Here is a 13780-nt window from a genome sequence, read left to right as displayed (position 1 = left end):
TATGATCGTCTGCCGTGGTTGATCGGCTGTCGTCGAGGTTGGTGCCCGACGAGTTGTGGATGCTGGTGGAGCCGTTGATCCCGCGGTTTCGGAGTCGTCCGCAGGGTGGTGGGACGGCCGCGGTGGACGACCGGGCGGTGTTCACCGCGATCGTCTACGTGTTGACCAGCGGGTGTGCGTGGCGGGATCTGCCGCCTTCGTTCGGGGTCACGGTGCCCACCGCGCACCGCCGGTTCACCCAGTGGACCCGGGCCGGACTGTGGCGGCGGATCCACGTCGCGGTCCTGGACCAGCTCGGCGCCCGGGACCAGGTGGACTGGTCGAGGGTGATCGTGGACGCCGCCCACGTGCGGGCGAAAAAGGGGGCTCGCTGACCGGCCCGAGCGCGGTGGACCGGGGCAAGACCGGATCCAAGATCCACGTGCTGACCGACCGGGCCGGGCTGCCGCTGGTCACCGGCGTCTCCGGCGCCCACACCCACGACAGCCAAGGGCTCAAGCCGCTGGTCATGGGCATCCCCGCGATTCTCGGGCCCCACGGTCGGCGTCGACGCCGACCTCGCAAACTGCACGGCGACAAGGCCTACGACGCGGGCCACCTGCGCGCCTGGTTACGCGCGCGGGGCATCACCCCGCGCATCGCCCGCACCGGACGCGACACCGGAACCCGACTCGGACGCCACCGCTGGGCCGTCGAACGCACCCTGTCCTGGCTCACCGGATACCGACGCCTCAACCGCCGCTACGAACGCCACGGCACCCTGTTCGCCGCATTCCTCAGCCTCGCCGCCACCCTGACCTGCTGGAAACGCCTCACCAAAACCACATGAGACACGGTCTTAAGGCAAGTCCTGGTATTCCCAGGTCAACCGTCGGACGCTTGGCCCGCAGTCGAGTGTCGTCGCGCTTGGCTCGCTGGAAGGTCAGACGTAATGGCGGACGATGTCCTTGTCGAAGACGGCGACGTAGCCGCGAGTAGTTCGGATGTTGAGGTGGCCGAGCAGAGCTGCGCCGATGTGGATGGGCAGGCGCGCCTGGCCGAGCACGACGAACGGTGGATGGACACGCTCCACCTTGATGACTGATCCGACTCGGGGCACAGACGCACGGCCATCCATGAGCTGACGGCGAAGGTCCACTGGCTTCTGCTTGATCACGACGTGAAGCGCCATGATCAGCCAGCGCGAGATGGTGCAGATAGCTGAGCAGCAGCCCTGAGCGGCAACGGGGAGCCCGGAGGTTCCCCGTCGCCGCTCAGGCGTGGGTCACGGCCCGGGGACGGCCTGGGCCTTGGCGTTGCGTTCGAAGACCGACCAGAAGGTCGAGGTGCAGTAGGTGCAGTTCGGGCCGAAGTACAGGCCTCGGGCCTGTTCGTCGCCCATCAGGTGGAAGCGGAACCACGAGGTGATGGTGCCGTGCAGCGCGGGGATGCCGTAGTGGTCCGCGCCGCGTTGTTCGGCGAAGATCGCCGGGACCTGGGTGGCCTGGTTGTAGGGCGTGCGCACGACGATGGGCACGATGATCGTGTCGTTCTGGCCCGCGATGAACAGCGCCGGACCGCGCACCAGGCTGCCGCTGGTGGTGGCCAACGGGTAGATCGGGGCGATGGTGTCCACGCGCGGGTCGGCTCCGGCGTCGATCGCCGCGCCGCCGCCGAAGGAGTGGCCGGTCGCGCCGACCTTCGACAGGTCCACCTTGCCCTGCAACGGGCTGCCGACGCGGGCGTTCTCCGTGGTCAGGAAGTCCAGGCCCTGCAGCATCGGGCCGCCGTTGCCCGCGTTGCCCTCGGCCGCCGCGACGATGAAACCGTGCGAGGCCAGGTGGTTGAGCAGCGGCATGTACCGGTCGAGCTGGGAGCGGGCCCCGTTGTTCCACAGCACGACCGGGTGCGTGGTGCAGCCCAGGGTGCCCAGGCCGACCGGTCGGACCACGGTGGTGCCGCGGCCGTTGGAGGCGGAGGTGACCGGGAAGGGGCCCGTGGCGTCCCACTGGCCGTTGACCGATTTGCAGGGCGAGGTCGGCGGCACGGTCGTGGTCGTGGTGGGGCTGGTCGGGGTGGTCGAGGTGCCGGTGCTGGTCGGCGTGGTGGTCGTGGTCGGCCGGTTCTCGTGTTCGATGATGATGTTCTTGATCTGGTTGAACACGCCGGTGTCGTTGGGGAAGGCGCCGTGGGTGATGCAGGTCGGGGTCTGGAGGTTGGTGGCCCCGGCGAGTTCAGCGGTGATGCTGGGATCGACGTTGGTGTCGCAGGTGGAGCGCTGGGTGGTGTAGCGGACGGCGGGTGAGCCGGGGACCTCGGTGCCGGAGTTCAGGTCGGCCAGCCAGGGCGAGCCGGGGGCGAACTGCTTGCACGAGGGGTAGAGGTTCTGGCACCACGGCGCGGCGCTGGTGGTGCCGTGGTGCGGGCCCGCCATCGAGAAGTACATCGACACCTTGCCCTGCGCGCCCGGCACGTACTTCAGGTACGAGCGCGCGGCCAGCGTGGACGCCGACCAGGTCACCAGGACGACCTTGCGGGCACCGGTCCTGGCCAGCACGCTGTCGACCTTCTGCGCGAGCTCCTGACCGGCCTTGGTCAGATCACCGGTCATGCTCTTGCTGTCGGTCCAGGTCTCGACCCGGTCGGAGCGCCACCCGGCGGAGACGAACTTGGTCCGCATCGGCTCCATGTACTGGGTCGTGCCGGTCATGCCCGGGATGATGATCACCGGGTCGTGCTCGACCGCCGCCGTGACGACCAGGTCCGCGCGGGCCTGGGGTGACAACCCGACCAGCGACACCGCGGCGGCGACCAGTGCGGTCAGCACCGCGAGCAGTGCCGCACCGCGACCGCGGACCGCGGCGCGGAGTGGAGTTGTGGACATCGGACTTCCTCCTGTGCAGGGAATGGTGCGGGAGTGAGCACGTGATCGGGGTCACGCTGTTTCGCCGATGCTACGAATGTGAAAACGGCAAGACCATGTGCCTGTCCACACTCTTGGGCACCTCCCGCATGTCCCCGACCACACACAGCCCCGCGCGACCCGATGTGTGCGCACAGACATGGCCCGCCCCGCTCACCCCCCGTTACGTTCGGGAAATCGGGCCGACATTTTCCTGAACCGTGCCCGTAATTCCTGTCGTCTTTTCCTGGAGGACGGCCCATGTCAATTCGCAGAGTGGGAATACAGCGCCGTGCGGCGGTGATCACGGCGGTGTCCGTGGTCGCGTTGCTGGCCGGTGCCGTGTCGCCGACCGCGGCAGCGGGCCAGGTGGCGCGGTCCGAGCCCGGTGGTGAGCGCGCGGGCGGTGTGCGCGGGCAGGTGACACTCGTGTCGGGAGACAAGGTCACCGTCGTGGAGCGGACGGCGGGTGTGCCGATCGCGTTCGTGCAGCCCGCCAAAGGCCGCGAACGGGTTCGGTTCGACGTCCAACGCACGCGCACGGAGCTGGTGGTGGTGCCGCAGGACGCGGTGGCCGACATCGGCTCGGGCAAGCTCGACCGGCGCCTGTTCGACGTGAACCTGTTGCTGGAACAGGGTTTCGGCGACGCCCAGCGCGGCGACCTGCCGTTGATCGTGCAGGGTGGCGGCGCGCAGGTGCTCGGCACCACCGTCCGGCGCCGGCTGGACGCCGTGGGCGCGGTGTCGGTCACCCAGTCGAAGGCCACCGCGACCGCGTTGTGGGACGCGCGGTCCAGCGTGGGCCGGATCTGGTTGGACGGCCTGCGCAAACCCACCCTCGACGTCAGCGTGCCGCAGATCGGCGCGCCGGCGGCGTGGGAGGCCGGGTTCACCGGCAAGGGCGTCAAGGTCGCCGTCGTGGACACCGGCATCGACGCCCGGCACCCCGACCTCACGGGCAAGGTGGCCGACCGGCGCGACTTCACCGGCGGCGACCAGCCCGGCGACCAGATGGGGCACGGCACCCACGTCGCGTCCACGATCGCCGGCACCGGCGCCAAGTCCGGCGGCAAGCACAAGGGCGTCGCACCGGACGCCGCGCTGCTCGACGCCAAGGTGTGCGGTGACTTCGGCTGCACGGAGTCGGCGATCCTGTCCGGCATGCAATGGGCGGTGGAATCCGGCGCACAGGTCGTCAACATGAGCCTGGGCGCCCCGGACGGCGAAGGGCTCGACCCGCTGGAGGAAGCGGTGAACACGCTCAGCGCTCAGCACGGCGCGCTGTTCGTGGTCGCCGCCGGCAACAGCGGTCCCCGTGGGCAGACCGTCGGCTCGCCGGCCAGCGCGGACGCCGCCCTCGCCGTGGGCGCGGTGGACAAGCAGGACCGGATCGCGCCGTTCTCCAGCCGGGGTCCGCGGACCGGCGACCGGGCGGTCAAGCCGGAGATCACCGCACCCGGCGTGGCCATCACGGCGGCGAAGGCCGGCGGCGGCGGCGAGCCCGCGCCGGGTGGTTACGTGGCCGCCTCGGGCACCTCGATGGCCGCCCCGCACGTCGCGGGCGCGGCGGCGATCCTGGTCGGGCAGCGCCCGAAGCTGTCCCCCGCGCAGTACAAGGCCCTGCTCATGGGCTCGGCCACGCCGAACCCGGCGCTGACCGTGCCGGACCAGGGCGCGGGACGGGTGGACGTCAAGCGCGCCACCGCGCAGTCCGTGCACGCCGACCCGCCCGCGCTGTCACTGGGCACCGCGCTGTGGCCGCACGAGGACGACCCGAAGACCACCAAGAACCTCACCTACCGCAACCCGGGCTCCCAGCCGGTGACGTTCACCCTCGCGGTGACCGCGACCGGACCGGCCGGCACACCCGCCCCGAAGGGAATGTTCAGCCTGAGCACCGACCGGGTCACCGTGCCGGCGGGCGCGGCGGCCACCGTCGAACTCACCGCCGACACCACGCTCGACACCCCCGACGGCGACTACGGCGGCCACGTCACCGCGACCGCCGAGGGCCAGGCCGTGGTCACGCCGTTCGCCGTGCACAAGGAGGCCGAGAGCCACGACCTGACGCTGTCGGCGCTGGGCCGTGACGGCGCACCCTCCCCCTTCCAGGCACTGCTGATCAACGCCGCGTCCGGCGAGCCCGTCTACGCCTGGGCTCCGAACGGCACGACCACCCGGCGGCTGCCCAAGGGCGACTACCACCTCACGGCCGCGGCCTCGACCGGCTGGCAGGCCGGCGATCCGCTCAGCGTGTTCTTCCGACCTTCGGCGCTGTCGATGACGAAGAACCAGTCGGTGGCCCTGGACGCCCGCCAAGCCAAGCCGGTCGCGGTGACCATCGACAAACCGGGGCTGGCGCAGACCACGGCCCAGGTCGGCGGCTGGTGGACCACCGGTGACCAGACCACCGGCGCTTTCGTCATCACCCGGGACTTCGAGAACCTGTTCACCGCCCAGTCGGGGCCGGACGCGCCCGTCGACGCGTTCACCGCCGTCATCGCCGCCCACCACCTCGCCGGGACCGAGCCGCACAACCTGGCCTGGACCCGGTCGGGCCGCATGTTCGACGGCCTGGCGGAGGTGCTCGCAGGCCGCGACTTCGCCTCCGTGCGCACCGACTACCACCTCACCAAGGCGGGTGCCGTCGGCCTGAAGGTCGCGACGCCGGTGCGGGGACGCCGGCCCGTGGCGTTCGGGATGGCCGGCGTGGTCGACAAGCCCGGCACGCGCACCGAGCACTACCACGGCGACGGCCTGACCTGGGCGGGCGAATACCTCCAGGCGCCGCGACCGGACGACTACGTCAACTTCGTCTCCTCCAACGTCCCGGTGCGGTACGAGCCGGGCCGCACCTACCGGGAGAGCTGGAACAAGGCGGTGCTCGGCCCATCCCTGCCGGGCGGCTTGACGTCGGTGGTCCGCGACGGGAACCGGATCACCGGCTCCCAGTCGCTGGTCGGCGACGGGGCCGACCGCCGGGGTGGCGCCCTCTTCGATTCCGGGCGCACCTCGCTGTTCCGCGACGGGGTCAAGGTCGGCGACAGCCCGCGGCCGGACCACGGGAGTTGGGACGTGCCCGCCGACGAGGCGACCTACCGGCTGGAGTCGGAGCAGAAGCACAGCGCGTTCGACTTCTCCACCCACATCCGACTGGCGCAGACCTTCCGGTCCCGGCACACCGACACCACGACCGCCCTGCCGGTCTCGGTGATCCGCTACACCCCGGACGTGGACGTGGACAACCGCGCCCCGGCGGGGCGGCTGTTCCGGCTGCCGATCCAGGCGCAGACCCAGTCCTCGGCCCGGGTGCTCCGCCTGGAGCTGTCGGTCTCCCACGACGACGGCATGACCTGGCACAAGGCCCACGCCGTCCCCACCGGGATCGCGAAGTGGACCGCCCACCTGCGGCACCCCGCCGGACCGGGTTTCGTGTCCCTCAAGGCCACCGCGGTCGATCACCGCGGCGGCACCACTGAGCAGACCATCATGCGGGCCTACGGCCTGAAGTAGTCCGACGGTGGGAACGGGCGTACGAGCCGCCCTCGCGGCAGGCTCGTACGCCCGCGGCTCACTGCGTGACGGGCTCGGCGGCGGCGAGGTTGCGGCGGATGCCGGAGATCAGGCGGCCCGCCACGGCGGTGTCGCGGTGCTCGGTCCAGGGGAACAGGCCCTGTCCGGTGGCCCGGCCGCGGTGCCCGTCGGCGAGGAGCTTGTCCAGCGCCGGGAACGACTCCGCGGCCGTGGACAGGTGCGGCGCCAGGTTGGCCAGGATGGACCGGGTCAGGTCCAGGCCGATGTAGTCGGCGTTCTCCATCGGGCCCACGGCCGCCAGGCGCAGCCCGAAGCTCGACCGGACCACCGTGTCGATGGTCCCGGGATCGCACACCCCCTCCTCGATCAGGTGCAATGCTTCGCGCACCAGGGCGAACTGCAACCGGTTGCCGATGAAGCCCGGGACGTCGCGGGTCAGGCGCACCGCCGTCTTGCCCAGGGAACGGACCAGGTCCACGGCGTCCTGGACCAGGTGCGGGCTGGTCGCGGTGCCGGGTGCGATCTCCACCAGCGGGATCAGGTGGGCCGGGTTCCACCAGTGCACGCCGACCAGGCGCTCGGGGTGCCCCATCCGGGCGCTCATGGCCGTGATGGACAGGACCGAGGTGTTGGACCAGATCGGGGTGTGCGCGGGGACGGCGGCTTCCACGGCCGCCATGACCTCGTGCTTGACGGTCATCCGCTCCGGCACCGCCTCCACCACGATGTCGGCGTCGCGCAGGGCCGTGTCGAGGTCGGGCACGGCGCTGATCAGGTCCTGCACGGCCATCCGCTCCGGCTCGGGCGTCCCGCCCAGCTCCAACGCCGTCTCGACCCGGCTGTGCAGGTCGCCCAGCGTCGCGGGGTCCGGGTCGTAGAGCCGGCTGTGGTGACCCGCCTGGGCCAGGGCGACGGCGATCCCGTGCCCCATGAGCCCTGCGCCGACGATGCCGAATCGCGTCATGGATGTCCCTTTGGTCGAAGTGGCGGGTGCTCAGATCGCCCGCAGCGCGTGCAGGCGCAGGGCCAGTTGGATCTCCAGGAGCCGGTTGGGCGACTGCCAGTCCGGGCCGAGCAGCTTGCCGATGCGGTCCAGGCGTTGGGCGACGGTGTTGACGTGGACGTGCAGCAGGTCCTTGGCGCGTGGCGTGTTGCCGCCGGTGGCGAAGTAGGCCTCCAGCGTGCGCAGCAGTTCGGTGCCGCGTTCGCGGTCGTAGTCGAACACCGGGCCGAGGGTGCGGTGGATGAACGCGCCGTGGTCGGCGTGGTCGGCCAGCAGCAGTCCGATGAAGCCCAGTTCCGCCATCGACGCGCCGGCGCCCTCGCGGCCCAGGCGCAGCAGCGCCCGCAGGCACCGGCTCGCCTCGGCGTGCGCGCGGGCCAGTTCCGCGGGCCCGCGGGCCGGGCCGGCGGCGGCTACGGTGACCGGGCAGCCCGTCGCCGCGCCCAGCGCCGTCGCGACGCGGCCGGCCAGGGCGCCGGGGCAGTCGGTCGTGACCAGCAGCACCACCTGCTCGGCGTGGATGCCGGCCAGGGTGGCGTGGTGGGCCGCGGCGGAGGCCAGCCGGCGGCGCGGGATCGCGGTGGCGTGGGCGATCAGGACGGCGTGCGGCGCGGTGAGGTCCACCCCGAGGCGTCGGGCCCGGTCGATGAGGGCGGGCGGGTTGCGGTCGGGCGCGGTGAGCAGGTCGGTGAGCAGCTCGCCGCGGACCTCGTCCTCGGCCTTGGCCACCGAGCGGCGCAACAGCAGCAGCAGGGCGGTCACCACGGCCGCGCGTTCGAACAGGCGACGGTCGGCGTCCACGAGGTCGGCGTCCAAGGAGTCCGCGCTGCGCACGATGCTGCCCAGCAGCTCCGGCCCGGCCTGCACCGCGCACACCCACCCGTCCGGGGTGGACACCGCGCGGCCGGAGTGGTGGGAGGCGGCGACGTCGCGGGGGTCCGGGGCCGGCGCGGGCGGCCCGGTGCGGGCCAGTTCGACTCCGTCGGCGGTGAACACGCCGATGCCGCCGCCCAGCGTGTCGGCCACGGCGGCGGCGACCGCGGCCAGGTCGCCGCCGCGCAGCACCAGGTCCATCAGCCGGTCGTGGGCCTCCTCGGCGCGTTCCACGGCCTGGCTGTGGGCGCTGACCTCGGCCAGCAGCCGGGCGTTGTCCAGCGCGACGGCCGCGTGGTCGGCCAACGACGACAGCAGGGCGATCTCGTCGGGCGTGAAGTCGCGCGGGGTGCGTTCGGCGGCGTAGAGCACGCCGATCACGGTGTGCCCCACCGTCAGCGGCACCGCCAGCAGCGCGGTCATGCCCTCCTCCTGCACCGCCGCGTCCACCGGCGCGGTGTGCCGGAACCGTTCGTCGGTGAGGTAGTCGGCGGTGGCGTAGGGCCGCCCGGTCTGCGCGACCAGTCCCCCGATGCCCATGCCCATCCGCATGCGGACCCGGGGGAACAGTTCGGAGACCGAGCCGTCGGCGACGCGCATGTACGTGGTCTCCGTGGCCGGGTCGTTGAAGGTCAGGTACGACAGCTCGACGCCGAGCAAGCGCCGGGCCCGGTGCACGATGGACCGCAGCACCTCGTCGGGGTCGCGCAGCCGGGCCAGGTCGCCCGCGGTGTCGAACAGCGCGCCCAGTTCGGCTTCCCGCCGGCGGTGGCCGCGCAGGGTGGTGTTGATGCGCAGCGCCAGCTCCACCGCCGGACCCGCGCCCGGGTCGTCCACGGCGACCAGGGCCAGTTCCTCGCTGCGGGCGCCGCCGGCGAGCAGTTCCAGCAGGCGGAAGGCGACGTCCACCGGCTCACCCCGCGGCGGGCCGGACCGTGCGCCGCTCGATCCGCTTGTCCACCTCGGCGCCCACGTGCACGACGCGCTGCACGAACACCCCGGGCAGGTGCACCTCGTCGGGGTCCAGCTCGCCGGGCTCCACCAGGTGCTCGACCTCGGCGACGGTGATCCGCCCGGCCATCGCGCACAACGGGTTGAAGTTGCGCGCCGACCGGTGGAACACCAGGTTGCCGTGCCGGTCGCCGCGCACCGCGTGCACCAGCGCGTAGTCGCAGGTGATCGCGCGCTCCAGCACGAACGGGCGCGGCGCGCCGGCGACGTCGAAGTGCCGGACCTCCTTGGCGGGCGTGGTCTTCTCCACCCGGCCGTCCGGCGAGTGGCGCAGCGGCACACCGCCGTCGGCGACCTGCGTGCCCACCCCCGTGGCGGTGTAGAACGCGGGGATGCCCGCCCCGCCGGCGCGCAGCCGCTCGGCCAGCGTGCCCTGCGGCACCAGCTCGACCTCCAGCTCGCCGGCGAGGAACTGGCGGGCGAACTCCTTGTTCTCCCCCACGTAGGAGCTGGTCATCCGCGCGATGCGGTGGTCGGCGAGCAGGACGCCCAACCCGAAGTCGTCCACCCCGCAGTTGTTGGACACGACGTCCAGACCGGTCGTGCCGCGCTCGTGCAGCGCCCGGACCAGCTCCACCGGGATGCCGCACAGGCCGAACCCGCCGACCGCCAGGCTCGCCCCGTCGGGGATGTCGGACACCGCCGCCGCGGCCGTCGAAACCAGCTTGTCCATCGGAGTCCCTTCCTCGATGTCCCGCCGGACAACAGTGGGCGAACTCCCGTGCGGCCGACAATGTGGCCGCGCACATGAATGGCGCGGTTTTTGCGTGTCCCGCCACATTGGTCGCCGTGGTCGGCGGACCTAGCGTTTGCGGCCGTGCACACCGCTTGCCGGTGACGTTCCCGGGCGGTGCATTTCGGCACGACAAAGGAGTCCTGATGAGCACAGCCGCCGCCGCGCCACCGACCCGCATGGGCCGGGTGGTGGCCGCGAGCCTGGTCGGCACCGCCGTGGAGTGGTACGACTTCTTCCTCTACGGCTCGGCCGCCGCCCTGGTGTTCAACAAGTTGTTCTTCCCGCAGAGCGACCCGCTCGTGGGCACCATGCTGGCGTTCCTGACCTACGCGCTCGGGTTCGTCGCCCGCCCGCTGGGCGGCCTGGTGTTCGGGCACTTCGGCGACCGGGTGGGCCGCAAGAAGCTGCTCATGGTCAGCCTGGTGACGATGGGCGTGGCCACCGCCGCCATCGGCCTGCTGCCCACCTACGCCTCGATCGGCGTGTGGGCCGCGGTGCTGCTGACGGTGCTGCGGCTGGTGCAGGGCTTCGCCATCGGCGGCGAGTGGGGCGGCGCGGTGCTGCTGGTCAGCGAGCACGGCTCGGCGCGGTGGCGCGGCTTCTGGGCCAGCTGGCCCCAGGCCGGTGTCCCCGTGGGCAACCTGCTGGCCACCGCGGTGCTCGCGGTGCTGGCCGCGACCATGCCCGACGAGACGTTCCTGGACTGGGGCTGGCGGGTGCCGTTCCTGCTGTCGGCGGTGCTGATCGGCCTGGGCTACTGGATCCGGTCCTCCATCGAGGACGCCCCGGTGTTCGTCGAAGCCCGCGCCAAGGCGGAAGCGGCCAAGGGGACGCGCCGCGCCCCGGCGCTGGAGGCGTTGCGCCGCCACCCCAAGCAGATCGCGGTGTGCATCTCGGCGCGGATGGTGGAGAACATCTCCTACTACATCATCACCGCGTTCGTGCTCACCTACGTCACCACCCACCTCCACTTGGACAAAGCGGTGGTGCTCAACGCCCTGCTGCTGGCCAACGTCGTCCACCTGGTCGCAATCCCCGCCTTCGGCGCGCTGTCCGACCGGATCGGCCGCCGCCCGGTCTACCTGGTCGGCACGGTCGGCATGGGGCTGTGGGCGCTGCTGTTCTTCCCGCTGCTGGACACCCGCGACGGGTGGCTGCTCACCCTCGCCGTCGTCGGCGGGCTGATCGCGCACGCCGCGATGTACGGGCCGCAGGCCGCGTTCTTCGCCGAGCAGTTCGACACCGAGGTCCGCTACTCCGGCACCTCCATCGGCTACCAGGTCACCTCGATCATCGCCGGCTCCCTGGCCCCGCTGATCGCCACCGCGCTGCTGTCCCGCTACGGCAACCCCACGCCGATCACCATCTACGTCGTCGTCGCGGCCGTCATCTCCACCGCCGGGGTGCTCGCCGCGAAGGAAACCCGCCACCGCGACCTCGCCGAGGTGTCCACCCGATGAGCCTGACCCGCGCCCAGATGGCCGCCCGCGCCGCACGCGAACTGCCCGACGGCGGCTACGTCAACCTCGGCATCGGCCTGCCCACGCTGATCGCCGACCACCTCCCCCCGGGCAAGCACGTCGTCCTGCACTCCGAGAACGGCATCCTGGGCGTCGGCCCCTATCCCGTCGAGGGCCGGGAGGACCCCGACCTGATCAACGCCGGCAAGGAGACCGTCACCGTCACCCCCGGCGCGTCGTTCTTCGACTCGGCGCTGTCGTTCGCCATGATCCGCGGCGGCCACATCGACGTCGCCGTGCTCGGCGCCATGCAGGTCTCCGCCGAGGGCGACCTGGCCAACTGGATGATCCCCGGCGCGATGGTCAAGGGCATGGGCGGCGCGATGGACCTGGTCCACGGCGCCCGCAAGGTCATCGTGCTCATGGAGCACACCACCCGCGACGGCGCCGCGAAGATCGTGGACACCTGCACCCTGCCCACCACCGGCCGGCGCGTCGTGCACCGGGTGATCACCGACCTGGCCGTCCTCGACGTCACCCCCGACGGCCTGGCGCTGCGCGAACTGGCACCCGGCGTGACGGTCGAGGACGTGCGGGCCGCCACCGAACCCGACCTGCTCGTACCCGCGACGATTCGGGCCAAGGAGGCACGATGAGAAGGATTTGGGTCCCGACCGCGGTGGTTGCGCTGGTGTGCGGCGCGTCGCTCACCCCGCCGGCGCAGGCCACGACCGCGGCCGACTGCGCCGCGCTCGACGGCACGACCATCCCCGCCGCGGCGATCGGGCTGCCGACCACCGGCGGCGAGGTCACCGCCACGCAGCTCGTCCCCGCCACCGGCGCGATCGGCGAACACTGCCGCGTGGACGCCGCCCTGCACCCGGTGGACCCCGCCGCGCCGGACATCCTGCTGCGGGTCGCGCTGCCGACGCGGTGGAACGCCAAGGTGCTGATGTTCGGCGGCGGCGGGTACGACGGCACGATCCCCGACGTCGCGGGCAACGTCCCCTACGCGCCCGCCGACCGCCCCACCCCGCTGGGCCGCGGGTACGCGACCTTCGCGAGCGACTCCGGCCACCAGGCCGCGCCCGACTTCACCCCGACCCGCTCCCTGGACGGGTCCTTCGCCGTCAACGACGAGGCGCTGCGCAACTTCGCCGGCGACGCGCTGAAGAAAACCCGCGACGCCGCGGTGTTCCTGGTCGGCAAGCGCTACGGGACCGCACCGGCGCACAGCTTCTTCGCCGGCGGGTCCAGCGGCGGGCGGGAGGCGCTCGCGGTCGCGCAACGCTGGCCCACCGACTTCGACGGCGTGATCTCGGCCTACCCGGCGTGGAACGCGGCGAGCCTGGACCTGTTCTTCGGCTACCAGGCCCGGGTGCTGTCCCAGCCGGGCGCGTTCCCCGGCCCGGCGAAGCAGGCGCTGCTGCACCGCGCGGTGGTGCAGGCGTGCGACGGCCGTGACGGGATCCGCGACGGGGTGGTCTCCGACGAGGCCGGCTGCCGGTTCGACCCGCGCACGCTGCGCTGCCCCGACGGCGCCGACACCGGCGACACGTGCCTGTCCGACGCGCAGGTCCAGGCGGTGCGGGCGCTGTCGGAACCGCTGCGGTGGGACTACCCGCTCGGCAGCGGCGAACGCGGCTACCCCGGCTTCCCGTTCCTGTCCGGCGCGGACATGACCACACCGCTGCTCGGCCTCGGCACCCACGCCCCCGCCCACCCGATGCCCAAGACCTCCGGCTACGGCGTGCAGTTCTGGGAGCAGTGGGTCAAGCACTTCGTCACCCGCGACCCGGCGTACGACTCGCTGTCCCTGGACCCGCGCGCGCCCGGCGAGTGGCAACAGCGCATCAGCGACCTGTCCCGGCTGCAGGACGTCAACGACCCCGACCTGGGCCGGTTCGCGCGCGGCGGCGGCAAACTGCTGCTCGTGCACGGCACCGCCGACGAACTGGTCAGCCACCGGTCCACAGTGGACTACTTCCAGCGCGTCGAGAAGACCATGGGCAAGGCCGCGACACACCGGTTCGCCCGCCTCTACCTCGTGCCCGGCGCCAACCACGTCAACGTCGACGCGGCCTTCGCCGCCGGTTGGGACTCGTTGACCGCGCTGGAGGACTGGGTGCAGCGCCACCGCCCGCCGACCAGGCAGACCGTCACCGACAAGAACCCCGCCGCGGCCGGCCGCACCCGACCGCTGTGCCGGTACCCCACCTGGCCCCGCTACCTCGGGTTCGGCGACCCCGACTCCGCGCGCAGCCACGTCTGCGCCCGTTAGG

At 72.2% G+C, this 13780-nt stretch carries 10 protein-coding genes; 5 read left to right on the top strand and 5 right to left on the bottom strand.

Annotated features, from left to right (window positions below; genetic code table 11):
* Window positions 1-14 precede the first annotated feature (14 nt).
* Window positions 15-829, top strand: a protein-coding gene (locus tag AB0A74_RS00385) for an IS5 family transposase (protein WP_358246712.1) whose coding sequence is annotated in 2 segments (ribosomal slippage) — window positions 15-357 and window positions 357-829 — 816 coding nt in all. Because the reading frame shifts where the segments join, the coding sequence is not laid out codon by codon here.
* A 93-nt stretch (window positions 830-922) separates the two neighbouring features.
* On the opposite strand, the gene AB0A74_RS00380 is transcribed toward AB0A74_RS00385, so the two are convergent.
* Together AB0A74_RS00380 and AB0A74_RS00375 are read right to left on the bottom strand one after the other, a co-directional pair.
* Window positions 923-1156, bottom strand: coding sequence for a hypothetical protein (locus AB0A74_RS00380; RefSeq protein WP_358246711.1), 234 nt, complete (start codon window positions 1154-1156; stop codon window positions 923-925).
* A gap of 108 nt (window positions 1157-1264) precedes the next feature.
* A complete protein-coding gene (locus AB0A74_RS00375) occupies window positions 1265-2863 on the bottom strand; it encodes a hypothetical protein (RefSeq protein WP_358246710.1) in 1599 nt (532 codons plus the stop codon).
* A 279-nt stretch (window positions 2864-3142) separates the two neighbouring features.
* On the opposite strand from AB0A74_RS00375, the gene AB0A74_RS00370 reads away from it, so the two are divergent.
* Window positions 3143-6394 (top strand): S8 family serine peptidase, encoded by a 3252-nt coding sequence (locus AB0A74_RS00370; protein ID WP_358246709.1) that lies wholly within the window; start codon window positions 3143-3145, stop codon window positions 6392-6394.
* Between the two features lie 58 nt (window positions 6395-6452).
* Here the strand turns inward: AB0A74_RS00370 and AB0A74_RS00365 are convergent, their stop codons facing one another.
* From AB0A74_RS00365 to AB0A74_RS00355, 3 genes are read right to left on the bottom strand one after another with little or no spacing between them, the layout of a single operon-like run.
* Complete coding sequence (locus tag AB0A74_RS00365; protein WP_358246708.1) at window positions 6453-7379, bottom strand: 3-hydroxyacyl-CoA dehydrogenase family protein; 927 nt, start codon at window positions 7377-7379, stop codon at window positions 6453-6455.
* Window positions 7380-7409: 30 nt separating this feature from the next.
* On the bottom strand, window positions 7410-9200 hold the full coding sequence (locus AB0A74_RS00360) for a GAF domain-containing protein (protein ID WP_358246707.1): 1791 nt from the start codon (window positions 9198-9200) through the stop codon (window positions 7410-7412).
* 4 nt (window positions 9201-9204) lie between these two features.
* On the bottom strand, window positions 9205-9975 hold the full coding sequence (locus AB0A74_RS00355) for a CoA transferase subunit A (protein ID WP_358246706.1): 771 nt from the start codon (window positions 9973-9975) through the stop codon (window positions 9205-9207).
* A 206-nt stretch (window positions 9976-10181) separates the two neighbouring features.
* On the opposite strand from AB0A74_RS00355, the gene AB0A74_RS00350 reads away from it, so the two are divergent.
* The 3 genes from AB0A74_RS00350 to AB0A74_RS00340 are packed head-to-tail and all read left to right on the top strand — an operon-like array spanning window position 10182 to window position 13779.
* Entirely contained in the window at window positions 10182-11498 is a 1317-nt protein-coding gene (locus tag AB0A74_RS00350; RefSeq protein WP_358246705.1) for an MFS transporter, read from the top strand.
* A complete protein-coding gene (locus tag AB0A74_RS00345) occupies window positions 11495-12154 on the top strand; it encodes a 3-oxoacid CoA-transferase subunit B (RefSeq protein WP_358246704.1) in 660 nt (219 codons plus the stop codon). Before AB0A74_RS00350 ends, AB0A74_RS00345 begins: the two co-directional genes overlap by 4 nt.
* Window positions 12151-13779, top strand: a complete 1629-nt coding sequence (locus tag AB0A74_RS00340; protein WP_358246703.1) for a tannase/feruloyl esterase family alpha/beta hydrolase — start codon at window positions 12151-12153, stop codon at window positions 13777-13779. Before AB0A74_RS00345 ends, AB0A74_RS00340 begins: the two co-directional genes overlap by 4 nt.
* Window position 13780: the final 1 nt, after the last annotated feature.

This window comes from Saccharothrix sp. NPDC042600 (genome assembly GCF_040647305.1).
In the GTDB taxonomy this organism is placed as follows: Bacteria; Actinomycetota; Actinomycetes; order Mycobacteriales; family Pseudonocardiaceae; genus Actinosynnema; species Actinosynnema mutabilis.
The sequence above is the reverse complement of the archived record's forward strand: the minus strand, read 5'-3'. Positions and strand labels throughout refer to the sequence as shown.